The sequence below is a fragment of the Bradyrhizobium sp. 27S5 genome (genome assembly GCF_037217225.1).
GTDB classification, from domain to species: domain Bacteria; phylum Pseudomonadota; class Alphaproteobacteria; order Rhizobiales; family Xanthobacteraceae; genus Bradyrhizobium; species Bradyrhizobium septentrionale.
Map to the genome: position 1 here is coordinate 2341811 of NZ_CP147714.1, position 26453 is coordinate 2368263.

The 26453-nt window shown below is 63.4% G+C and carries 20 protein-coding genes and 1 tRNA gene; 10 read left to right on the forward strand and 11 right to left on the reverse strand.

Going from position 1 to position 26453, the window contains the following annotated elements; translation table 11 throughout:
• Positions 1 to 141 precede the first annotated feature (141 nt).
• From WDM24_RS11115 to WDM24_RS11130, 4 genes are all read right to left on the reverse strand, one after another.
• Positions 142 to 1827, reverse strand: a complete 1686-nt coding sequence (locus tag WDM24_RS11115) for a bifunctional metallophosphatase/5'-nucleotidase (RefSeq protein WP_338831223.1) — start codon at positions 1825 to 1827, stop codon at positions 142 to 144.
• A 91-nt stretch (positions 1828 to 1918) separates the two neighbouring features.
• Positions 1919 to 2680, reverse strand: coding sequence for a crotonase/enoyl-CoA hydratase family protein (locus WDM24_RS11120; protein ID WP_166298207.1), 762 nt, complete (start codon positions 2678 to 2680; stop codon positions 1919 to 1921).
• A 301-nt stretch (positions 2681 to 2981) separates the two neighbouring features.
• Positions 2982 to 3710: an alpha/beta hydrolase gene (locus tag WDM24_RS11125; RefSeq protein WP_338697556.1), complete on the reverse strand. Its 729-nt coding sequence runs from the start codon at positions 3708 to 3710 to the stop codon at positions 2982 to 2984.
• A 114-nt stretch (positions 3711 to 3824) separates the two neighbouring features.
• A complete protein-coding gene (locus WDM24_RS11130) occupies positions 3825 to 4388 on the reverse strand; it encodes a DinB family protein (protein ID WP_166298205.1) in 564 nt (187 codons plus the stop codon).
• 118 nt (positions 4389 to 4506) lie between these two features.
• On the opposite strand from WDM24_RS11130, the gene WDM24_RS11135 reads away from it, so the two are divergent.
• Both WDM24_RS11135 and WDM24_RS11140 read left to right on the forward strand, forming a co-directional pair.
• Entirely contained in the window at positions 4507 to 4833 is a 327-nt protein-coding gene (locus WDM24_RS11135) for a hypothetical protein (protein ID WP_166298204.1), read from the forward strand.
• Between the two features lie 206 nt (positions 4834 to 5039).
• Positions 5040 to 6890, forward strand: coding sequence for a hypothetical protein (locus WDM24_RS11140; RefSeq protein ID WP_338831224.1), 1851 nt, complete (start codon positions 5040 to 5042; stop codon positions 6888 to 6890).
• A gap of 35 nt (positions 6891 to 6925) precedes the next feature.
• Here the strand turns inward: WDM24_RS11140 and WDM24_RS11145 are convergent, their stop codons facing one another.
• Positions 6926 to 7816: a LysR family transcriptional regulator gene (locus WDM24_RS11145; RefSeq protein WP_338697563.1), complete on the reverse strand. Its 891-nt coding sequence runs from the start codon at positions 7814 to 7816 to the stop codon at positions 6926 to 6928.
• A gap of 181 nt (positions 7817 to 7997) precedes the next feature.
• On the opposite strand from WDM24_RS11145, the gene WDM24_RS11150 reads away from it, so the two are divergent.
• The 3 genes from WDM24_RS11150 to WDM24_RS11160 all read left to right on the forward strand — a co-directional run bounded on the left by WDM24_RS11150 (position 7998) and on the right by WDM24_RS11160 (position 10021).
• A complete protein-coding gene (locus WDM24_RS11150) occupies positions 7998 to 8666 on the forward strand; it encodes a hypothetical protein (protein WP_338697565.1) in 669 nt (222 codons plus the stop codon).
• 80 nt (positions 8667 to 8746) lie between these two features.
• Positions 8747 to 9445, forward strand: coding sequence for a VOC family protein (locus tag WDM24_RS11155; protein ID WP_338831226.1), 699 nt, complete (start codon positions 8747 to 8749; stop codon positions 9443 to 9445).
• Between the two features lie 405 nt (positions 9446 to 9850).
• The gene (locus tag WDM24_RS11160; RefSeq protein ID WP_338831227.1) at positions 9851 to 10021 is read left to right on the forward strand and encodes a DUF6894 family protein; all 171 of its coding nucleotides are present in this window, start codon (positions 9851 to 9853) and stop codon (positions 10019 to 10021) included.
• Positions 10022 to 10038: 17 nt separating this feature from the next.
• Here WDM24_RS11160 and WDM24_RS11165 read toward each other — a convergent pair whose 3' ends face one another.
• The gene (locus tag WDM24_RS11165; RefSeq protein ID WP_166298200.1) at positions 10039 to 10272 is read right to left on the reverse strand and encodes a DUF6894 family protein; all 234 of its coding nucleotides are present in this window, start codon (positions 10270 to 10272) and stop codon (positions 10039 to 10041) included.
• Positions 10273 to 10883: 611 nt separating this feature from the next.
• Between WDM24_RS11165 and rpsU the strand changes: the two genes are divergently transcribed.
• Entirely contained in the window at positions 10884 to 11180 is a 297-nt protein-coding gene (rpsU, locus tag WDM24_RS11170; RefSeq protein WP_338831228.1) for a 30S ribosomal protein S21, read from the forward strand.
• A gap of 34 nt (positions 11181 to 11214) precedes the next feature.
• Entirely contained in the window at positions 11215 to 11463 is a 249-nt protein-coding gene (locus tag WDM24_RS11175) for a hypothetical protein (RefSeq protein ID WP_338831229.1), read from the forward strand.
• Between the two features lie 232 nt (positions 11464 to 11695).
• On the opposite strand, the gene WDM24_RS11180 is transcribed toward WDM24_RS11175, so the two are convergent.
• Entirely contained in the window at positions 11696 to 13474 is a 1779-nt protein-coding gene (locus WDM24_RS11180) for an acyl-CoA dehydrogenase (RefSeq protein WP_338831230.1), read from the reverse strand.
• 220 nt (positions 13475 to 13694) lie between these two features.
• Between WDM24_RS11180 and WDM24_RS11185 the strand changes: the two genes are divergently transcribed.
• Together WDM24_RS11185 and serA are read left to right on the forward strand one after the other, a co-directional pair.
• Positions 13695 to 13769: transfer RNA gene (locus WDM24_RS11185), tRNA-Gln, on the forward strand.
• A 271-nt stretch (positions 13770 to 14040) separates the two neighbouring features.
• The gene (gene serA / locus WDM24_RS11190; RefSeq protein WP_338831231.1) at positions 14041 to 15291 is read left to right on the forward strand and encodes a phosphoglycerate dehydrogenase; all 1251 of its coding nucleotides are present in this window, start codon (positions 14041 to 14043) and stop codon (positions 15289 to 15291) included.
• A gap of 206 nt (positions 15292 to 15497) precedes the next feature.
• Here the strand turns inward: serA and WDM24_RS11195 are convergent, their stop codons facing one another.
• The 4 genes from WDM24_RS11195 to WDM24_RS11210 all read right to left on the reverse strand — a co-directional run bounded on the left by WDM24_RS11195 (position 15498) and on the right by WDM24_RS11210 (position 20075).
• The gene (locus WDM24_RS11195; protein ID WP_338831232.1) at positions 15498 to 15866 is read right to left on the reverse strand and encodes a hypothetical protein; all 369 of its coding nucleotides are present in this window, start codon (positions 15864 to 15866) and stop codon (positions 15498 to 15500) included.
• Positions 15867 to 16001: 135 nt separating this feature from the next.
• A complete protein-coding gene (locus tag WDM24_RS11200) occupies positions 16002 to 16307 on the reverse strand; it encodes a hypothetical protein (protein ID WP_338831233.1) in 306 nt (101 codons plus the stop codon).
• A gap of 213 nt (positions 16308 to 16520) precedes the next feature.
• Entirely contained in the window at positions 16521 to 18677 is a 2157-nt protein-coding gene (locus WDM24_RS11205) for a TonB-dependent siderophore receptor (RefSeq protein WP_338831234.1), read from the reverse strand.
• Positions 18678 to 19124: 447 nt separating this feature from the next.
• Positions 19125 to 20075 carry a hypothetical protein gene (locus tag WDM24_RS11210; RefSeq protein ID WP_338831235.1) on the reverse strand — a complete coding sequence of 317 codons (951 nt, stop codon included), beginning with the start codon at positions 20073 to 20075 and terminating at the stop codon, positions 19125 to 19127.
• 321 nt (positions 20076 to 20396) lie between these two features.
• Here WDM24_RS11210 and WDM24_RS11215 point away from each other — a divergent pair, with 321 nt between their 5' ends.
• Complete coding sequence (locus tag WDM24_RS11215) at positions 20397 to 26342, forward strand: choice-of-anchor tandem repeat GloVer-containing protein (protein WP_338831236.1); 5946 nt, start codon at positions 20397 to 20399, stop codon at positions 26340 to 26342.
• The last annotated feature ends 111 nt before the right edge of the window (positions 26343 to 26453 follow it).

A 26453-nucleotide genomic window follows, 5' to 3' on the forward strand; every position in this document is an offset into this window, starting at 1 on the left:
GGACTCGTCATGCCCGGCCTTGTGCCGGGCATCCACGTCGTTGCTCCGAGTGCGCAAGAAAGACGTGGATGGCAGGGACATAGGCGAGCGAAAGCGACGCCGTCCTTCGGACGGCTATGACGAGGGCTGAACTCACCCCGCTCAATTGATCCGCTCGATCCGCTTTCCGGCGGTCGGGCCGACCGGGCTGTTGGCCTTGAAATAGGCATAGAGCGCATCGACGTCGTAGATGCCGAACTGCTGCGCCGTTCCCTCCTTGAACACCGTGAAGCCGTCGCCGCCTTCGGCGAGATAGTTGTTCACGGTGACGCGATAGCTCGCGGCGGGGTCGATCGGCCTGCCGTCGAGCGACATCCGCGCGGCGATGATGCGCGCGCCGTCGGGCTTGCTCGCATCCCATGCATACGCAAAGCCCTTCGAGACCTGCAGGGCGCGCGGCCGTTTCGGGTCGGCCCATTGCTGCTCCAGCACGTCCTTGAGCTGCTTGCCGGTCAGCGTCATCGTCACCAGCTGGTTGCGGAACGGTTGGCTCGCGAAGATGTCGGCATAGGTGACCGCGCCGTCCTCGCGCCTGGTGATATCGGTGCGCACGCCACCGGGATTGGTGAAGGCGATCACCGCGCCGCCATTCGGCTCCGAGCTGGTCGCGCGCAGTTGCGCGTCGGCGACGATGTCGCCGAGCGGGCTCTCGCCGGAATCATTGGGCACGCGCGACAGCGTTTCGATGACCGAGCCGGCCGGGCGGTTGGCGATCGGCGCCGCCAGCCGGTCGTAGGATTCCAGCAGCGCGCTCTGCTCGGGATCCTTGGCCGTGCCGGCGATCTTCACGATGGTGTTGTCGGCCCTGGCGCTGGTCACGTCATGAGTCTTCGGATCGAGCTCAAGATCGATCGCGGTGACCAGCGTGCCGTATTTGTCGCCTGAGGTGACGAGACGTCCGTCGATCTCGCAGACATAGGCCTGGTGGGTGTGGCCGGAGATCACGACGTCGACCGCCTTGTCGAATTTCTTGACGATATCGACGATCGGCCCGGAGATGCCGGGGCATTCATTATAGTCGCCGGTCGGAAAGCCGCCTTCATGGATCAAGACCACGATCGCCTCGACGCCGCGTGCCTTTAGCTCGGGGATCAGCGCATTGACGGTCTCGGCCTCGTCGCGGAAGTCGAGGCTCGCGACGCCGGCCGGCGACACCAGATTCGGAGTGTTCTTCAGCGTCAGCCCGATGAAGCCGACCGGGATGCCGTCGAATTCCTTGATCTCGTAGGGCGGAAACACCGGCTTGCCGGTGGCCCTGTCGATCGTGGAGGCGGCGAGATAGCGGAATTTGGCGCCCAGGAACGGGTGCGGCCCCTGGCACTTGTCGACCGGGTGGCAACCGCCATTCTGCATCCGCAGCAGTTCGTCCTTGCCCTCGTCGAATTCGTGATTGCCGACCGAGGAGATCGCAAGCCCCATCATCGACAGCGACTCGATGGTTGGCTCGTCATGAAACATCGCCGACAGGAACGGGCTCGCGCCGATCAGGTCGCCGGCCGCAACGAAGATGTTGTTCTTGTGTCCTTCGCGCAGCTGCTTGACGACGGTCGCCATCCGCTCGGCACCGCCGGCCGGCACCATGATCTTCTTGCTGGCGTCGGCGGGATCGGTGATGCGGATGCCGCCCGGCGGCGGCCGCAGATAGCCGTGGAAGTCGTTGATCGCGAGGATGCGCAAGTTCACCGGCGCCGCGGTCTGTGCCCGACCGGGGCTTGCCGCGACCAGACCGAGTGCGCAAAGCGCGGCGAGAGGCGCAAGAGGCTTAAGGCGGGGGCGGGGTTGTCTCATGACCTGTCCATGGAGCGCATAATCATGGCGTGCACGATCATGGAACACACGATCATGGCCCGGCGCCACTACAATTTTGCGACGCTTCGTTTCAATCCTTCGTGCGCGCCATGAAGGCCCTGAAGGCGTCGACCGCTTCGCTGGAGCGCATCCGTTCGCTGAACAGATGGTTCTCCTGTTCGATGCGGCGGGTGACGTCCTCCGGCGGCAGCCGGATCAGACGCCGCGAGATCGCCACCGCCTCGGCCGGCAGCGCGCAGATCTCGCGCGCCACCTTGTGCGCCTCGACCTCGGCATGGCCCGGCGCCACCACGGTGTTGACGAAGCCGGCGACGCGGGCGTCGTCGGCCGACATGGTGCGGCCCATCACCAGCATCGCGAAGGCGCGCTGGTGGCCCATCGTGCGCGGCATCAGCAGGCTGGAGGCGCCTTCCGGCACCAGGCCGAAATTGGAGAACGGCGTCGAGAACGACGCGGCCTTGCTGGCCAGCACATAGTCGCAGTGGAACAGCATGGTGGTGCCGATGCCGATAGCGACGCCGTCGACCGCGGCGATGATCGGCTTCACATTGTGGGCCAGCGAATACAGGAACTTGACCAGGTCGGAGGCGGGTGGCATCTCGCCGGTTGAGGTGCCCTGTGCGAGCAGGTCCTCGACGTCGTTGCCCGCGGTGAACACACCGGAGCCGCCGGTGATGATCAGGCAGCGGATTTTCGGATTGTTCTGCGCCTTGTCGATCGCGTCGCTGATCGCGCGAAACATCTCCTGGGTGATCGCGTTCTTCTTCTCGGGCCTGCGCAGCCGGATCACGCGTGTGGCGGCTTCGTCGGTCACTATGACATGCGCGGTCATCAAGCGGTCCCAGGGTCGGCCGGCATCGTCGCCGGCGGGGTCGTGCCGCTATCCTACATGATCCCGCGCAAGCCCCAAGTGTTCGCGGAGGCTTTTCCTCTTCTGCGAGCATGAGGACGGCGCAATGCAGTTAACCGGAATTCACCTTTCCTGCGCAGGGGACCTTGGTCGTAGGAAAGGGCCGCGCGATGATGGCACGCAGTGATCGCGCGCCCGGTTCGGGGATGCGGTCGATCGTCACGGCGCATTGCGCTTTCGTTCGGCGCTCGATGCGATGGAGATACGCGCGCTCGAGATCGCTCTAGCCGCGACCGACGAACGAGCGGATGCCGCGGCCGATTGCGGCGCCGTGCTCCAGCAGCGCGCCGAGATGGTCGCCGGGGACCGACATCGCGTACAGGCCGTTCTCCGCGGCGAAGCGCTGCATCGGCGCATGCGGGCCGTCGTCCTGTCCGTTCCACAGCAGCACCGGCACGCGCGAGGAGAGCACGGCATCCTTTGCGCCATCGAGCTGGCCAAGCGCGTCGAAGCAGGCGCGCACGCCGCCTTCGAGATCGGGCGTCACCCATTCGGCGAGCTGCGGCGCGGTGCGGCGGGCAAAGGTGATGAAGGCGCCATAGGTCAGCGGGCCGGCATTGCCGCGCGGCAAGCCGGTGAGAAAGTCCCAGCCGCCGATCGCCAGCGATGCCAGCCGCGCCGGGAAGAATCTGGCGACGCCGACCGCAACCCAGCCGCCCATCGAATGTCCCACCACATGGGCGCGCTCGCCGCCGAGATCGTCGATCACGGCAACGATGTCGCCGGCGCGCTGCGCCTGGTTGTAGAGCGCCGGATCGGCCGGCTTGTCGCTCAAGCCATGCCCGAGTGAATCGACGCAGACGACGCGAAAGCGATCGGCGAGCGCATCGACCACGCCGCATTGCTTCCAGCTCGCCGCGTCGAGCAGCAGGCCGTGCTGCAGCACGATCAGCGGCCCCGTTCCCTCGACAGTGTAATGGATGCGCTGGCCCCGATGATTGGCGAATGGCATTGATAGAATTCCCCACGTTTCACCGACAGGTGAGCGCGGAGATGGCGGTATTCAAGACCCTTGTTCCGAATCGGGAACCGGTTCGTGCAGCCCGGCAGCGGGCGAAACTTCGGCTCAGCCGCCCCACACGGTGGTTTCGCTCCAGCCGAGCTCCTTGAACTCGGCTTCTCGGAGCGGGGCTTCGCCGGCGGCGAAGAATTCGTCGAGCTGCGGCGGCTTGACCGTGGTTTCGGAAAGCATCGCATGGGCCTGGCCGCGATGATGGATCTGGTGCTGGAACAGATGCATCAACAAGCGGTCGCGCCGCTCGGTCTGCACGGAGGTGTCGCGATTGACCTTGACGTCTTCATCGAGCCGCGCAGGCGTCAGCGCGTCGCAGTGAGCGATCAGGCGCTGGTCGATCGCGCGCTGCGCAGCTTTCAGCGCGGCGACCGCCGGGTAGGGCACCTCGTCGGCCCACGCTTTCGGCCCGAGCCAGCCGCCTTCGAGCGCGTCGACATAGAAGAGATCGATGACATGGATGTGGTTCAGCGTCGCCTGCAGGCTCGGAAAGAACCCGGTTCGCGCGGCGGCAAATTCCGCCTGGCTGAGACCGGCGCAGGCCGTGAGCAGGCGATGATTGGCCCAGGCGTTGTTGTAGGCAAAAGCGCGAAGAGTCTGAACGAGGCTCGCCGGCATATCGGTCCTCACTGTGCTTGGTCTGTGAAAAGCTTCACAATCTCGCATGTCCTTCGATGGTAGCATTGTGTCGATTTACAACTTCCATTGAATAGCTGCCATTTTAGGGAGTCATTTCATGCGCGCCACTTTCGCAGCTGCCTTCTTGCTCGCAACCGTGTTGCCGTGCCACGCCCAGCAAGCGGTTTCCGGAACGCTGACCCAGGTCCGGACCGGCTGGAACGACGACTCTTTCGGCATCATGCTCAACGTCCCGCAGATAAATCCGGCGCATTGCACGGAAAATACCTTGGGGTATATCAGCACGATCAACAACGCCGGATATCATACGTATTATTCGGCGGCTCTCACCGCATACGTTGCTCGAAAGCCGGTCACGGTCACTGTCCACAACACCGAGTGCGTCGGCGGATTTCCGAAGATCATCGGAATAAACATGCCCTGAAACTCGGCGAGCCCGGTTCATCGCTTCCGATCTGAACTCGATTGACCTCAAGGAGCATGCTTGTGTCTCCGATCAATTCATCGCGATTGTGCGCCAGACTAGCGCTACTGTTGTTGATTGTCGCTTGCTCGCCGACGATAGCAACGTCGGCCCGGGCGCAGGACATTCAGGGCGTTGTGGTTCTTCCAGCTGCGCCGGATCTTAACGTGGTGACGTCCACCACGCCGGACGCCGTTGCGGCCACGGCTGCACCTGCGCTGCCGTTGGTCATCGTTCCCATCCTGTCGGACTACGTCTTTCCAGTCCCGCAGTCGGAAGATGTCCTGACGCAACGCAATGACAACAATCGCACCGGCACCTCGCACGTGCCGGGCATCAATCAGAACACGGTTCAAAGGTTCAAGCGGCTCGGGTCCTTTGCGGTCCATGGCACCGTGCTCTCACAGCCACTTTTTGTGAAGAATGCCATGGTCGGGAACGTGCGGCAGCCCGTGCTGATCGTCGCGACATCTCACAATGATGTTTACGCATTCTCGCCGTCGGAAGCGCGACCCGACTTTCTGTGGCATACGTTCCTGGGGCGGCCGGTGGTGAGCAAGACGACTACTGCTCCTCCACCCCAAGAGCCGCCCCCAGCCGAAGGAGCAGCTTGTGCGCCAAACGCCCTGGCTGCCTGGCAGGAGGGAGCAACCCTTGACGGGATCGAGACTGGCCTGGTCGGGGTCGAGTCGACGCCGGTGGTCGATCCGGCGCTTGGCCGCGTCTTCGTGAGCTACAAGACCTTCGAGGGCCTGCAGCATATTGCGGCGATATCGCTGAACGACGGCACAGTGGTCAAATCCGTTGTTGTGCCGGCGCCAAATCAGGAGTGGCACAAGCTGCATCGCAACCGCGCCAGTCTGGTGCTGGCCGATGGCGTCGTCTTCGTTGGTTTCTCGAGCCTGTGCGAGGGCTCGCAGATCCGGATGCACGGCTCGATCAGCGCATTCGACGCCGCCACGCTGGAGCCGGTCGGCCGCTACCAGGTGACGGACGACAACACCGACGGCGGTGGCATCTGGCAGGGATCAACCGGTCTCGCGGCCGATACCGCGGGCAATCTCTATTTCACGACCGGTAATCGCCGGCTCTGCTTCGGTGTTCCGCCGGGAGAACTGGATCACCCGGACAAGGCTAGTCTCGCCGATAGCGTGATCCGTGTTCATACCGAACGCGCCGCGCCGCACGGCAGCGAACCCTATCATCTGAATATGGAGGCGGCCGACTACTTCACGCCCTATCGTCGAACCATGGAGGATTGCTTTGATCTCGACATGTCGGCCGCAGGCGTGTTGCTTATTCCGGGCACGCGCTATCTGGGTGCGGGCGGAAAGGAGGGCATCTTCTATGTTCTCGATCGTGCCGACATGGGCGGGCCGGACACTTCGGATCCGCTGTGGATTTTCAACAGCGTAACCACCGTTCAGGAGCGGGTGAAGCACAAGGACTCTCTCGATGATCCGGCGCGCGATCATGTGCATCAGAAATTTCAAGCGACCGAGGTTCGTTGGCCGGGCGGTCAAAACTACCTGTTGAACAGCTGGATGGAATGGCCGCACATCCACGGCACACCTGCGTTCGCCAGTTTCGGAAATGACCAGTTCATGTTCCTGTGGGGCGAGAAGGACAAGCCGAAGCGGTATCGCTGGCGTGACGGCAAGTTCGAGCTATCTCCCCTGGAAGGCGAGCCGATCGCGCCTCCTTATGTGAACATGGGATTGAACGGGATGCCTGGCGGCTTCATCTCGGTCAACGTCGATCCGACCGGCAGCGGTTTGGGCGTCGTGTTCGCATCGGCCCAAATCTGCGACGAACCCGGATACCCGGCCTGCAACAAGAGCCAGGATAACGGTGTGCTCAGGGCCTACGATCCCTTTACGATGCGACAAGTGTGGAATGATACCGGTGAAGCGCAGAAGTATTGGTTCGCAAAGCTGGTGCCGCCCACCGTCGCCGGCAATCGGGTCTTTCTCGCGACGAGGTCCGGTAAGGTCCTGATCTACGGCGTGCCGCAGTAGACCACGACAAGGTACAGGCGCAGACCTTTCATTAGCTAGGCAGGCGCTGCGGCCAGCCGGCCGACCCGCGACAGCAACAGCTTCAGGATCGGGGATTTGTTGGCCTTGTGATAGGCGATCACGAGGTCGAGCGTCGGCGCCTCTCCCTGCACCGGCCGTGTGGTGATGGTGTCAGGTAGATAACGCGCCGTGTAGGCCGGCAGCAGCATCACCGCATGCGTCGAGGTGATCATCGATATCGCGTGCACGACATTATGCACCTCGTGGTCCGGCCTGAGATCGATGCCGGCGCGGCTGAAATACTCCAGCACGACACGGCGCACCGCCGGCGCCGATTTGGACGGCAGATAGAAGGTCTCGTTGACGATGTCTTCGGGGGCGACGGCAGCCTGCGCGGCCAGGCGATGGTTGCTCGGAAACACGAACACCAGCGGGTCGGTGCGCACGCGCTTGCAGGCGAGATCCTCCGTGTTGTCGTCGGCGCGAATGAAGGCGGCATCGAGCTTGCGCCGCATCAGTGCTTTGGCGAGCACCGGCGAGTAGTCGCTCGACAGGCGGATGTCGATGCCGGGAAATTCGTCGCGCAACACGCGGGTCACCTCGGGCAGCAGATCGATCTCGGCACCGGACAGGAAACCGAGCGCGAAGCTCGGCTTCGGTGGCTGCGCCGCGCGCAGCGCCGCCTCCTTGGCGGCCTCCGCCTGCAGCAGCGCCATTCTGGCGTGATCCAGAAAGGCCTTGCCGGCCGCGGTCAGCTCGATGCCCTGCGCGCCGCGGTTCAACAGTTGAACGCCGACCTCCTGTTCGAGATCGCGGATCTGCCGGCTCAGCGAAGGTTGCGAGGTGTGGAGTTTTTGCTCGGCGGCGACCGTCAGGCTGCCTGCATCGGCCACGGCAACGAAGTAGCGCAGATGCCGGAGCTCCATCACCGTCTCCCGATCACGGCCTGTCATATCCGGCAGGCATGGGGCCAGCCTACAAAGTCTTTTTCGCGCCGGCCAGCGCTCTCTATAGCAGTACGCATTCTGCGCGGGGTCTGCCTGGCAGGCAGAGGACGTTCCTTCTGCCCGGCACGAAGGCCTGCGCGTCGCCCGCCGGAGCCTGCGCATGTGGAGAAGCATCGGAGCGTCGCTGTTCTTGCTGGCGGCGGTGACGGGATGCGGCGGCGCCGCGGCCCAATCTCCCGGCAATCAACCGAAGGCAAGCGCCATGGAACAGGACGTCGCGACCATCAAGCAGGCCCTCGCCGGAAACTGGGAGAGCATCGCGCCCGAGATCCGGCCGAGCAAGAATCCCGACGGCTCGATCAAGCCGTTCTATCTGAAGCGCGCCTTCATTTATCAATCCTCCGACCGGTTCGAGCTCGTGGTCGTCAACTCGGCCGATCCGTATGGCAAGGTGCCGCTGGCGCGGATCAGGATCGTCGGGCACATGCAGTGGCAGGGCGCGCATCCGATCGCGCCGGGCGCGCAGAAGGTCGATTTCGTCGCCGACGAGGCCTATGAGGTGACGCCGTTGGCGCAGGGCTTTGTCGACGTGCTCAACAAGGTCGCCGCGGTCGGCTACGCGCCGTGGGCGGTCGATGCACCGCAGAGCATCTTCGGCAAGTCGTTCCTCCCCTTCGGCCTCAAGGAAGGGACCCACTTCATGGAGTACGACCTGGTCTATCTCAGGGGCGACCTCTTGTTCTGGGGCGCCCGCAATGTCGACGGCCGCGGCTTCGACACCGAGCAGAACCGGCCGACCAATCTGCAGATCCCGCTGGTGCGGAAGTGATCGTGGTGCTTGCGCGAGGACCTGATCCTCGCATAGCTAGTCCAGTCCATCGCGGGCACCTGATCTAAGGGCGACAGCACATGCAGCTTGCGAAGAACGTGATCGACGTCGGCCTTTCCACGAACAATCGCGAGCCGATGCTGCGGTTCTGGCAGCAAGATGCCGGGCTTCGCTTCGATCATGTGCAGCCGATCCGCCGCGGGCAGAAGCAGTACAGGCACGACGCGCATGGTTCGGTGATCAAGCTCAACCATCATTTCGAGCCGCTGGGCGACGCCGCGCCGAGCGGCTATCGCGAGCTGATCATCGCGCGCGAGGGCATCGAGACGCCGCGGCACATGGTCGATCCCGACGGCAACAGCGTTTGCCTGGTGGCGCCGGGACATGACGGCATCACCCAGATCGCCGTCGCGATGGCGGTGCGCGACCTCGCCGCGCATTGCAGGTTCTACGGCGACATTCTCGGCTTCCCCAAGCAATCCTGGTCGGGCGGTCCGGCCTTTCGCCTTGGCGACAGCCTGATCCTGCTCACGGAAGATCGCGCCGCGACCGTCGATCCCATCAGGCAGGCGCGCGGCTGGCGCTACATCACGCTCCAGGTCGCCGACATCGACGCCGTGCATGACGAGCTGCGCGCCAAAGGCGTGCGCGAGGGCCTCGCGCCGGTGACGCTTGGCGAGGTCGCGCGGATTTCCATGATCCTCGATCCCGACGGCAACTGGATCGAATTGTCCCGCCGGGCATCGATCGTCGGCAGCCTGTCCGACCACAAGGCGTGATCGACCGGCGCGGGGTGCCGTCCTGGGGTGTCACAAAGCTGAGGCATATTTCGTGGCAATCTGGCGCTTGCCGGGGGATTTCAGGGGCCCGGTGCCGAACCAACGCCGCCAAGCGATCCATATTCCGCTTGGGCGGCGTTGTGCTTTCGATGGGTCGAAGGGTGCCTAGCCTCGATATTGACGTCTGCCACGACAAGACGGAGTGCCGACCTCTCAGGAACATTCGCCCGCCAAGTGTGGCGTTCCGTGGTCTGTGAGAGCGGGCATCTCGCATCATCGGGGCCGGTCGCTGCTCTGTGCCCTCGCCAGGAACGATCGACAGTTCGGCCTCTTATCAGTGATGACACGCTACTATTTCGATCTTCGTGACGGCGGTGGCTTGGCGATCGACGAAGAGGCCTGGTGATGCCCGATCTCGCGGCGGTTCAAGAAGAGGCCGCGCGCGCTTTAGCCGACATGGTGCGCGATTCCGTCCGCGGTCACAGTCTCGATCAGATTGCGATCGAAGTCCGGGATGGCGACGGGCTCGTGCTTGAAGTGGGCATCGCGTGGCGCATTCGCCGGTCGAATTCTTGAGTTTGGCGCCGACGTGCCTAGCGTCTCGTTATGCCCAGATCGAGACTGACCTGAAACAATGGCCCTTCGTCGGTGCGGACCTCAAACGCCAGCAGCTTGTGTTTGTCTGGAGGCGGATTGTCTTTCGCCATGCCGAGCAATGACTGCATCGCTTCGTGCGCGGCAGTCTCCTCGTCGCGCAGCTCGATGCCCTGCCTGTCGGCATATAGTTCCTCGCCGTTGCGGATATCGAAATAATAGCGGGTTGCCATTTGCGGCTCCCTTTTGTCGCGGGAGCTGCCCAGGCTCTCGAGTGCCGGCGCCCTGAAATCACCCGGCAGCGCCGTAGTCTGCGTCAGACGGTCCTAATTTGCCACTCTACAATGACATTGATGCAGGGAACCGCGCGGGCCAGGCGCTGTCGTCTTCGCCGACGATCTCGAACGCGCTTGATCCGTCAGAGATAATTCCCGGGATTTGCAATTGCGCCTTGCATAGCTGGGATAAGTGTATACTTGTGGTGTATCGACTGGCCTTGAGCCTTGTAGATCGGTCCCACTGGACCCTTTTCCAAAGACATCGTCGGATGAAAGTGAGGACGCGTGCTTGCAGCACTGCGGCTAAAGCTTTCGTCATGCTGTTGATCGGCTGCCGTTTCACGGATGTACTGGAATGGCAGTGCGGCCCGCTCTGTCACCGATAGAGCGGGCTTTCGTATTTGCTCGTCAACGTGCCCAAAGCGTTTTCGAGCGAAGCCTGTCCCGCACTTGATGCGGGATGGATACCGGTTCGCGTGAAGAAAACGCGTCAGAACAAGAAGCTAGAGCTTCGGTTCTGATTCAATCGGAACCGAAGTGCTCTAGTGACGCGAGAGGTGATCCGTTTGCAGGTTCTTGTCAGGGACAACAACATCGACCAGGCGCTGCGCGTTCTGAAGAAGAGGCTGCAGCGCGAGGGCGTGTTCAGAGAGATGAAGCGCCGCCGATCGTTCGAAAAGCCTTCGGAGAAAAGGATTCGAGAGAAGGCCGAGGCCGTGCGGCGCGCGCGCAAGCTTGCCCGCAAGCAGGCGATCCGCGAGGGATTGATTGCAGCTCCGCCGAAGAAGCCCAGATTGTCGGCGCCAAAATTTCCGGCACCAGGGCAATCGCCGGCGCGAACAAACGGCTCGCCGGAGCGTTAGTCCGTACGCAATCCTGTTGGAGGGAGCGTGCAAGATGAAGCAGCGACCTTATCGAGGCAACGGATGCCTCCAGGAACGTCTCTCCGATGAAATCTGTCGTCGGCGAGACCAAGATCGGGATGTTCGATCGAGGGACGAGCGACGGCAACGTGCGCAGAACCTGGCCGGCACGGCCATCAACGCAATGGCAGATCATTCGGCCAGCCGGATCGAACAGTCTGCCCGCAAGCATGATCTGCTGGACGGCCCCAGGGAGTTTCGTTCGTTGCGCCGGGATCGCTGACAAGCGGTCGCGCGACGGCTGGGCGGCTTTGCCGTGACCGCGAAACAGGTTGCATGCGACGAGAGTCTCGCAAAACATTCATCGTCGTCCCGGCGAAGGCCGGGACCCATTACCCCAAATGCTTATTGTTGCGCGTCGCTGGAACGACAGTCCCTTTCACAACATCCGCTGCGGCGTATGGGTCCCGGCCCTTCGCCGGGACGACGTTGCGATGAGGACGGCGGAAAGTGTCCTAACCCGCCAACACGGCGTCCGCGCCGGTCACGGCCTCGGCGCTCTCGGTCACGGTCTTCTCCAGCGACGGCGCCTGCACCGAGATGTTCTCGGCGAAGAAGCGCGCAAGCGCGACGTAGCGCTGCGGCTCGGCCTCGCCGTTGGCTTTGGCGGCCAGTGCCTCGCCGGCGAGCATGCAGCCGCCGAGCGTCGCGGCGAACAGCCGCAGATAGGGCGTAGCACCAGCCAGCGCATCGTTCGGCGCGGAGGCAAGCCGCTCCAGCAACCATTTGCTGGTGCGCTCCAGCGCGGCGTGCGCGTCGCGCAGCTTGGCGCCGGTGGTGCCGAACGCCGGGTCGTTGGAGGTTTCGACCTGCTTGATGGTTGCCGCGAGTTCGTCGAGCAACGCCCACACCCAGGCGCCGCCATTGGCGCCGAGCTTGCGGGTGACGAGGTCGATCGACTGGATGCCGTTGGTGCCTTCATAGATCGAGGTGATGCGGGCGTCGCGATAGTGCTGCGCGGCGCCGGTCTCCTCGATGAAGCCCATGCCGCCATGGACCTGCACGCCGAGATAGGCGACCTCGTTGCCGACGTCGGTGGAGAACGCCTTGGCGATCGGGGTCAGCAGCGCGCCGCGTGCGGCGGCGTCCGCGCGGACCTTGGCGTCCTTGGCGCGCGCCGCGACGTCGAGCGCGACCGCGGTGGCGTAGCAGATCGTGCGCGCCGCCGCCGTCATGCTGCGCATCTGCATCAGCATGCGCTTGACGTCGGGATGCACGATGATCGGATCCATCCCGTCGCCCTTGTGGCCGATAGCCTTGCCTTGCCGGCGCTCCTGCGCGTAGGCCAGCGCCTGCTGATAAGCGCGGTCGGCGATGCCGACGCCTTCGAGGCCGACGCCGAGGCGCGCCTGGTTCATCATCGTGAACATGCAGCGCATGCCCTGGTTTTCCTCGCCGATCAGGTAGCCGATCGCGCCGCCTTGGTCGCCCATCGTCATGGTGCAGGTCGGCGAGGCGTGCATGCCGAGCTTGTGCTCGACGCCGCTCGCATGGATGTCGTTGCGCGCGCCGAGCGAGCCGTCGGCATTGACCAGGAATTTCGGAACCAGGAACAGCGAGATCCCCTTGGTGCCGCCGGGTGCATCGGGCAATCGCGCAAGCACGAAGTGCACGATGTTGTCGGTCATGTCGTGCTCACCATAGGTGATGAAGATCTTGGTGCCCTTGATGCGGTAGGTGCCGTCGCCCGCGCGTTCGGCACGGGTGCGCAGCGCGCCGACGTCGGAGCCGGCATTCGGCTCGGTGAGCTGCATGGTGCCGGTCCATTCGCCGGTGACCATCTTCTCGAGATAGATCGTCTTCAATTCCTCGCTGCCATGGGCGTCGAGCGCCTCGATCGCCGACAGCGTCAGCAGCGGGCAGAGGCCGAAGGCGACGTTCGATGCGCTCCAGATCTCGGTGCAGGCGGCGTTGACCGCGAGCGGCAGGCCCTGGCCGCCGAACGCTTCCGGCCCCGACACCGCGTTCCAGCCGGCGGCGGCCCAGCGCTGATACGCGTCGGGCCAGCCGGGTGCGGTGGTCACCTTGCCGTTGTCGAGCTTGATGCCGTGCTCGTCGCCGACCTTGTTGAGCGGCGCCAGCACATCGGAGGCGAACTTGCCGGCTTCTTCCAGCACCGCGGCGGTAATATCGCCGTCGAAATCGCCGTAGTGGCCGGCCGCCACGGCGGCGGCGAGCCCGGCGCCATGATTGAGCGAGAGCAGGATATCGTTGATCGGTGCGCGGTAGGTCATGGCGTTACTCCCGACGAGGCGTTTGGAAATTGTCTTCCCATGAAACCAGCGGCCTCTCAACTGTCCGAGCGGACATCGCGCGGTCCGTTCCGGCCAGCGCAGCGTCGCTCTATAATAAGGACGACGGCGCCATCCTGCGGCTTTCCTGCCTTTTCGATCGCCGCCCTGTTGAAATACCCGCCCTCACTCTATAGACCGGCGAGGCCTTCGATCGGCGCGTTGGGGCGTAGCCAAGCGGTAAGGCAGCGGATTTTGATTCCGCCATTCGGAGGTTCGATCCCTCCCGCCCCAGCCATATTCAAGCCATTGATTTTACTACTAAAATGTAAGCGGCCAGCTTGGCTGGCGGCCCGTTTGGAAATCGGCTCCGACCGCCTTGTTCCAGGCTCCGTCATTTGTTAGGTATTTTGATACCGTCCGGTTTCGCGTCCCGCAGATGGTGCCTGCGTTTCTGATGTGGACGATCACGTTGTGCTATTCACCCTGCCACCGGCGATGCAGTGATCGAAGTTGTGCATGGTAGCTCTTCCAGAGCGAGCCCGGAATGACGAAGGCGAATCTCGACGATGTTGTCTCTCCCTAAAACCAAGATACGCGTCCTGCTGCTGGAGGGCGTGAACGACTCGGCAGCACGCATGTTCGAAGGCAATGGCTATACCGAGCTGCAACGTCTGCCGAAGGCGCTGGGTGCTGGCGAGCTCAAGCAGGCACTTTCCGGCGTCCATATGTTGGGGATCCGCTCGCGGACACAGTTGACCGCGGAGATCCTTGAGGCTGCCGACCGGCTGATGGTGATTGGCTGCTTTTCGGTCGGCACCAACCAGGTCGATCTTGATGCCGCGCGACGCTTTGGGATTCCGGTATTCAACGCTCCATACTCCAACACCCGCAGCGTGGCTGAGCTGACCATCGCTGAGATCGTGATGCTGTTGCGCCGGATATTTCCACGGTCGATCTCCGCTCATGCTGGCGGCTGGGACAAGTCCGCCGAGGGTAGCCGCGAGGTGCGCGGCAAGACGCTGGGCATCGTTGGCTATGGCAACATCGGTTCGCAGTTATCGAATCTCGCAGAAGCCATGGGCATGCGCGTCATCTATTTCGATCACACCGACAGATTGCGTCACGGCAATACCGAGCCGGTTGAGACACTGGACGATCTGCTCGCGGCCAGCGACGTCGTTTCACTGCATGTGCCGGAGACGCCGGCCACCGCCAACATGATTGGCGCGGCCCAGCTTGGGCTGATGAAGCCGGGGGCCTATCTGATCAATAACTCGCGCGGCACCGTGGTCGATCTCGATGCGTTGGCAAGCGCCCTGCGTGAGGACAGGCTGGCAGGTGCTGCGGTCGACGTGTTTCCGGTCGAGCCGGCGTCGAACAACGACCACTTCGTCTCGCCATTGCAAGGCTTGTCCAACGTGATCCTCACGCCGCATGTCGGCGGTTCGACGGAGGAGGCGCAAGATCGTATTGGCGGGGAGGTTGCTCGCAAGCTGATTGATTATTCCGATGTCGGCTCGACCTTCGGTGCGGTCAATTTTCCGCAGGTGCAATTGCCGGCGCGGCCGACCGGCACGCGCTTCATCCATGTCCACCGCAACGTTCCCGGCGTGATGCGTCAGGTCAACGACGCAGTGTCTCGGCACGGGATCAACATCCTGGCGCAATACCTGCAAACCGACCCGGAAGTCGGCTACGTCGTGCTCGAAACCGACGTTGTCGGCGGCGAAGGCGAGGAGCTGTTGGCCGAGCTGAAGGCTATTCACGGCACGATCCGCGTGCGGGTGCTGTACGACCAGAACCGGCCGCAGGGGTGATGAGATGGCGGTGCGTGGCGAAATGTTGTCCTGCTGGCGGTAAGTCGAAAGGGCTTCCATCCGCCTTTGGACGGGTTCGTGATTCGAAATTCGGATTTGGGAGCCAGGTGCGTGCACGAGCTTGACGTTGTGAACGGCACCCGATGCGACCAAGATGCCAGGAGGTGGTGCGTCGTTTGCCGCACCACCGGTCGTCTCAGGGTGGATTACTTGCGCTCAACGAAAATGCCCTGACAATCCGACTCGCTGGCATTTTCAGCGGTGTGCGAGGCTGTAATGGGTCCCGCAAAGGCCGTTCCGGCCTTGGTCTTGTTCTCGCGAACTGTGCCGTCCGGATTGTGAAGCCGCAGGACGCAATCGCTAAGCGCGTAGACCACGAAGGGGACGGGGTGGGAGTGTGGCTTGTCAGTGGTGCCCTTCTTCCAGGTGCCGGCGATCACGCGGAAGTTCTGATCCTCGAAGATGACTTTGTAGGTCGTCGGGTCTGCCTGGTAAGAGGGCGGGGACTCCTGTGCGGCGGCCGAAGCGATCCAGACCATTGCTGCACCCAAACCAAGCACTGTGCGTCGAATCATAACCAAATTCCTTCTTGAGGGGATCGAGAAAAGAAAACTGCACACCAGGCACAGACGAGGGCTCCTGCGCCTGACGATGGGTGAGTTGCGACACGCGAAGTAAAACGATGACGCTTGGTCTCGAACCGAGCGTTGCTAGAGAATGCCTTGAGCGGCCGCGTTATCACGGTCGACTTGCTTCTGGCGGATGATCGCCAGCTGTCTGCTGCACGCGGCGAAGGCGGCATTGTCCGAGCGCATTCCGAACATCTCACAGGATTGGCGGTCCTCATCGGCAATAGCGCGCTCACGCTGTTCCTGGGCGGCTATCCGCATGGCAGGGCCGGAGATGAAAACTGCGTACAGGCCGCAGGCTGCCAGTACGGCAAGGAGCAGCGGATATCCGAGAGCAGGGAGCGGCAAGCGTTCGGAATCGGGAGTATTGGTTTTGGCTTCGGCCATAAAAATCTCTCTTGAGCGATCAAAATGCCTTGGGGGATGCCGTTCGCGAGCAGGCAGCCTCCAGTGAGGGAGTAGGATTACCCTCGGAGAGCGACGAGCGTTCGGAAAACTTTGCGCGGATCTCGTCTCGCGCGAGACGCAGGTGGAATCAATCGGATCCGTCGCCAGCCGCCGTGGTTGACGCCGACATCACGCTTTACGCGGACGATCCGCTCAATATCTCAGCTTCCCGAAAGCCAGCACGGTGCGGCCGTCGGCCGGCATGACGTATCCGGAGCCGCTCGCGTACGGCACGAAGTAGCGGTGATCGGCGAGATTTTTCCCGGTCACGCCCAGGCTCCAGTGATCCGTCTCGTAAGCGACCTTGCCGTCGAACGTGACATATCCCGGCGTGAAATAGAGGTTGTCGAGCGCGACCGCCTGCGCGGAAGCCGCGTAAAGGCCGGCACCGACCGCAACATTCCGCAGCCATCCATCCTGGAACTTGTAGTTCACCCAGAGCCGGCCGGAGTCGCGCGGGACGCGCTCGAGCACGGTGCCGGGCGCGAATAGCTGATCCTGAACCACAATGGCGTTCACATGCGCGTAGCTTGCAAGGATCGAAAGACCTGCGGACGGCTGCCAGGTCAGGTCCGCATCGACCCCCTCTGCGCGCTGCTCGCCGACCTGCGTGGCGAGGAAAAGGCTTCCCGGCAGCAGGTTCGTGACATTGCGCCGCGTGTTGGTGAACCATGCGATGGTGCCGGCAAAGCCGGACGGCAGCGCGAGCTTCAATCCGGCTTCGGTCTGTTCGGCCGCCTCGGGCTTGGGTGCGCCGGCGGCATTGAAGAATGGCACGCCACGGTAGCCCTGCGAGTAGTCCGCGAAAGCCGATACGCCTTTGACGAGATCGACCACCGCGCCGAACCGCGGCAGCGGCTTCCACGCATCGGTAATGAAATCGCTGCCCGCCACCGCATCGGTGCCGTGGATATAGACATTGGCGAGACGCACGCCCGCGAGCAGGTGCAGCCGCTCAAAGATGTCCGACTGCCACTGCGTCGTCAGCCCGCTGTTGACGTAGAGGTTGTTCGAGTTGAACGCGCTCACGGTCGGCGGCGTGTATGCCGGAAACACCGGGTTGGCGAAGTCGACGAGGCCGGCGAAGCCGACATCGTCGCGGATATTGTCGGCGACACGATCGCTGTCCGCCCCGAACAGAACCGTGTTCCTGGTCGGTCCGATCGCGAATTTGGCAACCAGGTTGGCGTTCGACGCGATCTCGCGCGTATCGACCGGCAAGTGGAAGCTGAGAAACGGAAACGTCGAACCGAACAGCGGGGTGTCAGTGCCGAGGAAATGCCCGAACTGCTCGAGCCGCATCTCGCTGACGCGGGCCGTGGCATTCGCCGACCAGACCGCATTGAACTCGTGATCGATGCGCGCCGTCACGCCGTTGTAGGTCGTCCAGCTGCGGCCGAGATCAGGCCGGTCGGGAAACAGCGTCGGCGCGATCGTGAACAGCGACCGGTCGACCGTGCCGGCGCCGGGCAGCCCGGTGTAGTTCTGGAACGAGCGCGACGAGAAGCTGCCCTGGATGGTGAGGCGTGTGCCGTCATTGTCGTTGAAGAGGAGCGTCGGATTGAGCGCGTAGCGGCGGTGCTCGATCACATCGACGAAGTCGCCGGATGTCTCGACATCGCCGGTCATGCGGAACAGCGCCGTGCCCCCGCTCGCAATCGGCTGGTTCACGTCGAACCAGGTGTCCCACAGCCGGTAACCGCCCGCCGTGACGCCAATCTCGGCGAAACGATTCTCGGTCGGCAGCTTCGAGACCGTGTTGATGATGCCGCCGACCGGACCGATGCCGCCCTGGTAAAGGATGCCAGCGGGGCCCTTCAGCACCTCGATCCGCTCGGTGTTGACGAGCGAGGTGTTGTCGCCGCCGTCATAATAGTTCGGCAGGCCGTCGACATAGCGGTCGGCCGGAAAGCCGCGCACCTTGTAGGCATAGCCGATGAAGGTGTTGGCCGACATCGGCGTCACAGCCGAGATGTTGCGCAGCGCATCCATTAGCCCGAGCGGTTGCTGGTCATCGAGCACGGCGCGCGGCACGACCGCAACCGCCTGCGGAATGCGCTCGATCGGTGTCTCGGTCCTGGTCGCCGAGACCGATGTGAGGGCGCGATAGCCGCTCACCGGCCCGGCGGTGGTCTGCGTCACGGGCGGCCCGCCGTTCAGCACGACGCCGTCGGGCAGCGCCGGCGCGTTGGTGCGTCTCGTCGTGGGCGTGGCAGGTGTGACCGCAACCGCCGGCTTGGCGGGCCTCGGTTTGGGCTTGGGCTTGGGATTGGGATTGGCGATGCGCTTGCGGCTGGAGTAGACCGTCACGGGCGGCAGCCGCGCTGCCGGCTCAAGGCTGCCGGATGAACGTGTTGTGTGATCGGCAGGCACATCTTGCGCCCGGACCGCACCGAACTGCCCGACCGCAATGACGGCCGCGAGCGCCGCGCGTCGCGCCAAACGACGAGAAAAGCGCGCGTCACGCCGATCCGGGACGGCCTGACAAGCGCCCGAACTCAAGCCTTTCCCCATCAGGCTGCCCCAGCCATCTTCCGATCCAGTCAAGGATCGGCCCCCTTACGGGAACCTATGGGATCAAGGCGAACAGCGCAAATCCAAGTCGCTGATCTTCCGTAGTCTCACGGTGACGCGGCCGTTCTGACCGCGATCCTCACCGCACCGACCTTTGTGCGGTAGGTGGTCGCCGAAGCCCAACTCGGTGATCGATCTGATCGCCGCGCGCCGGCAGTGAGGGGCAAACTTAGCGTTTTGGCCCTAGGACGAATAACTGGCAGCCTCCGTACGATCAGGCGGGGCAGTCGGGCCGCCATCCGTGGCGCCCTTCGTCCACTGGCGCATCGCGACGAGGTTGACCGCGTCGTGTAGATACATCCCTACAGTCAGGCCGCGATCGTAGCTGGCCCAAAAGCGCGGCAGGATCAATATGCTGTGGCCACCGTGCCCGGTGATCTTGACCAGTCCCGCCGATTCCGCACTGGCCATCAGGTTGCGGACATGGGTCCGGGAGACGCCGAAACGATCGGCGGCGTCGATGTAGGGTACCGCAGCGGCCGGATCGGCGGCATCCATTGCAGCCTTCAGCACCGCATTCTGGATCAGTGGTCCCGCGGCGTGCGTGAAAAACAGCAGGGTGTCCGGCAGCGTCATCATCAGGCGAGCAGCCACGGGATTGAATGGAAAGCCCGTGCTGCAGTGCAGGACGTGAAATGCGCGATTGCGCGACAGCACCGGGCTGTAATCATGATCGGGGTAAAGCGCCGCAAGCGGGATGAAGTGCGTTGCGAGCCATTCGGTGTGATGCGTGCGCAGCTTGTTCGTCGACGCAAGCAGCCGGAGACGCCCGTCGCCGGGAGCTCGATGCTGCTCGATAAATCCAACCTCGCGCAATCGCGCGACGAGATGATCCACTTGCCGGCCACTCGCATAGCCGAACATGGCGAGCTGCCGTTTCAGGGCGGCCACAGTGAACCAGGTCTCGCGTCTCGACGGATCCTGCGCTGCCTCGAGTACCGCAACGCAGTGAAAGACGAGGAATCGGCCCGCCTCAAGCAACAAACGAACCAGAAACGGATCGCCTTCGTACAGATGGACGAAGCTCTCGAGATAGGCGCGACGCGCTTCCGGCAGGCGGGGATGGTTCAATATCTCGTCGAATGTCAGCCGCAACGGGCCACCGACAAGGCGCTCAAGTTCGTCCTGCTCCACGGCTGCCCCTCAGCTTAACCCTTAGGAGCCTATTAGCCGGCTGCGATCCGCGCAATGTTTTCCGCCAGCCACGCCGCGATTGCACCTAGCGTGTCGTGATGGTCCGTTTCGGGCCTGGGCGGGTGAGATATACGGGCAATTTTTTCGCAGTGGCGCCACGCCAATCTGTGCCGTGCCCCCGGTTGACGGGGCAGCAATGGATCAGGCTCGGCCCTCAAACCTTGATCGCGCTAACAGCCCCGGCAAGGCCGCCGGCCGCTTCCGCTCGCTCATTTGAACGACAACGCATTGCCGCGCCGCATCAACGAATTGGAGCACGAAATGAGTTATTTCACCAACTTCACGGCGAACCCCGGATCGAACGTAAGCAACGGCACATTCCAGGACTTCGAGAACGACGTCACCGGCAACAACAGCTGGGTCCAGGTCCTGGGTTCAATGAATTACACGACGGCCACCGGATTTCTATCTGGTCCGGCAAGCGTGACCTCCTTTGACGCTCACCTGTCAACGCAGACCGGCTCCGACTATCTGACGATCATCAGCGGCTACTCCGCCACCTGGGACGGAGTCCAGGAGACCGTCACCACCTCCGGCAGCAATGTCTATGTCAACAATGCTTTGGTCGGCAGCTTTAGCTTTTCCGGCCAGGACCTGAATTTCAGCTTCACCTCCGCAAACTCGAACCCCGACATCCTCGGGGTCCTGTTGCAGTCCGTGGCCTATGCGGACACTTCGACAAATCGTCCGGCCTTCAACGAGCAGGTCTCGTTCACGTTCGGCACCTCGAACGGCACCGTGAGTGCGCCCACCGCCAACATCGCCGTCGGCAATGTTCCGGACGTTGTGATTCCCGCGCAGATCACGTTCACCGCGCCGGTCGGCAACACGCTGACCGGATATGCCAACGTCCCGACCACCGTCATGCCAGGGGCGTACGTCCAGAGCACCAATGGCTCATGGACATCGAATGCCCCCGGCATCACCCACCCGTACTCCTACCAGGACGTGACGACTGTCGACATTTCGATCGTAAATCCCCAAACGGGCGATCAACTGCTGATCAATCCTGCGCTCATCAGCAGCCCGACGAACGCTATCCAATTTGACAGTGCTCATGGGCGATATTCGATCTTGAGTGGAGCGGCCACTGCCCAGATCGGAAGCCAGGGCACCACCATCAACGCGCATCAGGCAGATGAGACCGTATTAAGTACCGATTGGGTCACCGACATTCTGGATACGATCCAATACGAAAATACGTCGGGCTCTGCGCCGTCCTCGGTTCAGATTTCTGTTTCATTCACGACGGCGCCGGAGTCGGGCGATAATTACGGCGCGATCACGCCTCCGACGCAGTATTTCACGATCAACCTGACGCCGCTGCCCTCGGTCCAGGCGGGGACCGTGAGCGTCACCTCCGGTGGTTCCGTCGCGGGCACGGCCGGCACCGCCGGCAGCGGCGCGCTTGCCGGCGACAGCGACGCCAATGGTTACGACCTGAGCGTTTCCGCCGTCAGCGGCGGTTCGCTCGGCAGCCCGGTGCACGGCACCTATGGCGATCTTACGCTCAACGCCGACGGCTCGTTCGCCTATGTGTCGGGCGCCAATGCGACCGAGCTTGGCAACCTCGCCGGTGCCACAGGCCAGGTCACCGACAACTTCACCTTCACGGTGAGCGATGGCCACGGCGGCAGCGTGGCCGCAACCCTTTCCGTCAACGTCGACGACAGCAAGCCTGATGTCACCGGCATCGGCTTCGCGTTCCCAAGCACGCAGCTCAGCGCCGGCGAAAGCGGCACCATCGTGCTCGCCGTGAGCAATGTCGGCGCGATCGACACTACCAAGGGTATCCCGACCCTCACGCTCAATGATGGTGGGACCGCCACCTTCGATGCCGCCAAGTCGAGCTCGAGCGAGCTCGTGTTCGACTACACGGTCTCCGCAGGCGACACCGACGTGGGCTCGCTCGCCGTGTCGAGCGTCAATCTCAACGGCGCGGTCGCCAATGCGTCGGGCGTTGTCGCCACGAGCGCGGTGTCGATTGCCGGCCTCACCCAGCATGGTCCGCAGGTCGGCAGCGGTGGCGGAGCGCCGGCGGATATGAGCACGCTCGTCACGTTCACCGGCGGCGCCAGCTCGCTGCCCCAGACAACGCTCGTCATCGACGCAGCCGGCAACCTGTATGGGGAGACGACGGGACCGCAAGGCAGCACCGGGACGATCTTCGAGATCGCGAAGACCGGCGGCCTCTACTCGGGCACGCCCGGCCCGATCAACACGGGTCTCATGGTGGTGGATCCGAACGATCACCTTGTCGGTAATGCTACCCAGACCTTGGGGGTTGTTCCCCAGTCAGCCCTGCTCATCGACGCGGCTGGAAGCGTGTTATTTTCGAACACGGTGCGCGCCGGCCTCTTCACCCCATCCCAGCAGGATGCAAGCGTTCAGATGGCCGGCGCGAACTTCGTCGCCCCGGACGTGTTGGCCGCCAAGGTCGGGCAATGGGCCCCGCAAATCGCCCTCGTCACCGGCAACGAGATGTTCGTCGAAGACGAGCTCACCGGTCGTCTGGACGTGTTCAAGGGCGTCAACGCCTCGGCTTTCGAGCAGGTGAACCTCGGCAATATAACCGACGTCATCCTGCCCGTCACCGGCGTGAAGGGCGCCATGGCGGTGGACGGCGCCGGGAATGTCTTCGGCACGACGGCTAATGGTGCGGGCTCGATATTCGAGCTGCCTAACAACGGCGGCACGATCGGTGCGCCCATCACGCTTGCGACCTTCAATGGGCTCAACGGCGCCGATCCGGAAGCCGGCCTCATCGCGGACAGTGCCGGCGACCTGTTCGGCACGACGTTCTCGGGCGGTGCGTTCAACAACGGCACCGTGTTCGAGCTTGTCAAGAGCGGCAGCTCCTACACGCTGGTGACACTGGCGAGCTTTAACGGCACGAATGGCGCCAATCCGCTCGGCGCCCTCATCGAAGACGGCGCCGGCAACCTGTTCGGCACCACCGAGGCCGGCGGCGCCAACGGCGACGGCACGGTGTTCGAAATCGCCAATACGAGCACGGGTTACGCCTCAACGCCGACGACGCTCGTTAGTTTCAACGGCGCCAATGGCGCCATGCCGGAGACCGGCCTCACTTTCGATGCCGCCGGAAACCTGTTCGGCACCACAACGCTGGGCGGTGCGAACAACGCCGGTACCGTGTTCGAGCTGAGCAATGTCGGCTTCGACGCCACGATCGCGCCCTGGGTGACGACCGAGCAGGCGGCGGTGACTTCAGGAAGGAGCGTGTCCGGCACCGCCGGCGCGTCGGGCACCGGCGCGGTTGCCGGCGACGTCGACTACGACGGCCTCGTCCACAGCGTCTCGGCCATTGCCGGCGGCACGCCCGGCACGGTGGTTCACGGCACCTATGGCGACCTCACGCTCAACGCCGACGGCTCGTTCAACTACGTCGCCGCGGCCAACGCAACCGAAGTCGCCGCAATCCGGGCCGCGACCGGAGCGCTGACCGACACCTTCGCCTATACGGTCACCGACGGCCACGGCCACTCCGGGGGCGCGACACTCGACATCAGCCTCGATCGGAATGAGCTGAACCTCGGACCGCAGCTGACCGGCGCGGTCACGACGCCGTCGAGCGGCGCGTTCAATGCCGGCAAGACCATCACGATCCTGCTGGAGATGAACGAGGCCGTCACGGTGACCGGAACCGACGTGACGCTCACGCTCAGCAACGGCGGTACCGCGACGCTCGACGCCGCGAGCACGGCATCGCTGCAGCATCTCGGCGTGGTGGCCTTCGACTACAAGGTGGCCTCGACCGACCAGGATGCGGCCGGACTTTCGATCGCCTCCATCAATCTGAACACGACGACGATCAGCGACAGCTCGGGCTTTCCGGGCGTCTTCCCGGCCACGCTGTCGAATTTCTCGAACGTCGACATCGAGACCACAGCGCCGACGATTGCGCTGACCGATCCGACCCAACCCGTCCAGGGGACGAGCGCTGCGGGCGCCGCGGTGACGTTTTCCGCGACCACGACGGATTTCCTCGACGGCACCAGCGATCCCGTGGTGTTCACGGAAGGCCAGAACGTCGTCCATTCGGGCGACACATTCAGTTTTGGCAACCACACCATCACGGCGAGCGCCACCGACACGGCCGGCAACACGACCTCGGAAACCTTCACCGTCACCGTGCAAGGCTCCACGCCACCGGTGCTGACGCCCGTCGCCAATCAGACCGACGAGGCCACCAGCGCAGCCGGGGCGACGGCAATATTCTCTGCGATCGCGACCGATCTGGTCGACGGCACCGATCCGGTGGTGTTCAAGGAGGGCAGCACGGTCGTCCACTCGGGTGACACCTTCGCGCTCGGGGCCCACACCATCACCGCCAGCGCAACGGATACGGCTGGCAACAGCTCCTCCGAGACTTTTACCGTCACCGTGCGTGACACCACGCCGCCGATGCTGACGCCGGTCGCCAATCAGACCGACGAGGCCACCGGCGCAGCCGGGGCGGCGGCAGTATTCTCCGCGACGGCGACCGATCTGGTCGACGGCACCGATCCGGTCGTGTTCAAGGAGGGCAGCACGGTCGTCCACTCGGGCGGCACCTTCGCAATCGGAACGCACACCATTACCGCCAGCGCCACCGATGCTGCCGGCAACAGCTCCTCCGAGACTTTTACCGTCACCGTGCGCGACACCACGGCGCCGGTGCTGACGCCGGTCGCCAATCAAACCGACGAGGCCACCGGCGCAGCCGGCGCTGTGGCAACATTCTCCGCGACCGCGACCGATCTGGTCGACGGTCCCGACACGGTGGTGTTCAAGGAGGGCAGCACGGTTGTCCATTCGGGCGGTACCTTCGCAATCGGAACGCACACCATCACCGCCAGCTCCACGGATGCAGCCGGCAACAGCTCCTCCGAGACTTTCACCGTCACCGTGCGTGACACCACGGCGCCTGACACGTCGATTGTGACCGGACCATCCTCGCTCTCCAACAGCAATCAGGCCGCCTTCACGGTGAAGGGGACCGACGCCGTCGGTGTGACCGGCTTCGCGTACAAGATCGACAACGGCAGCTGGGCATCCACGGCGTCGAGCTCAATAGCGTTGACCGGCCTGTCCGATGGCAGTCACGTCTTCCAGGTCGCGGCGTTTGATGCCGCCGGCAATTTGGACGCGACGCCTGCGAGCTTCAACTGGACAGTCGATACCAAGGCGCCCACAGTGAGCGAGCACCTGCTGACCGACACCGGTACCTCGTCGACGGACAAGATCACGTCCAACGACGCGCTGACGGGATCGGGCGATCCGAATGCGGTCGTGCATTTCACGGTTGATGGCGTCGCAATCGGCGCGACGGCCACGGCCAGCGGGACCGGTGCCTGGTCGTTTACTCCGACAGGTCTTTTGGATGGCGTCCACACCATCGTTGCCAGCGAAACGGATCTGGCCGGCAACACCGGAAGCAGTTCGCTGACCTTCACGCTGGATACGAAGGCGCCGCAATCCGAGGTCACCAGCATCGCTCAAAACGGCAATGCAGCGAAGGCGACGGTGACATTCGGCGGGCTCTCCGAAGCCGGCAGTACCATCCTCAAGATCGTCGAGAGCCAGATCGGCGGCGGCGTCATCGGCACCGACGGCAACGGTAGTTCGACGGTCCTTGCGACCGCATCTGCAAGCGGCGGCTGGAGCGTCACGACGGGTACCGGATTTTCCTATTCATCCAGCAATGACTATAAAATCGACGTCACGGCGAAAGACGTCGCGGGCAATGTTTCCACCATCAGCACGTTCATCGGCACCGCCAAGGCGGACACTCTCGTCGGGACGTCCGGCAACGATTTCCTGTACGGCGGCGCGAAGGGAGATGTTCTGACGGGCGGAGCCGGCAGCGATACGTTTGTTTACAAGGCCATTACAGATTCCCAACCTGGCATGGGCAACTTCGACACCATCAAGGATTTTACGCATGGGTCCGACCACTTCGATTTCTCGGGCATCGCTGGCCTGAACAGCAACAATCACAGCGTTGCGATCAACATCCTGACCGGCAATGCGCCCGCCAGCATTGCTGCGCATACGATCGATGTGGTGATCAACGGCGGCAATGCAGTCCTGTATGCGAACGCAAGCGGCTTCAGCGAATCGATCAGCACTGGACATGAAGACATGCAGATCAATCTGACGAGCGTGACCTCAATGAGCGCGTCCGATTTCCTTCTTCATTTCTGAACGCGGCGAAACCGATCTGGACCTGATTGAGTCCGATCATAGCAGAGCGGGCCTTCCGCAAACCCGCGATGGCTCAGCACGTTGAATCTTGCGCGCATCGGACCGGTGCTG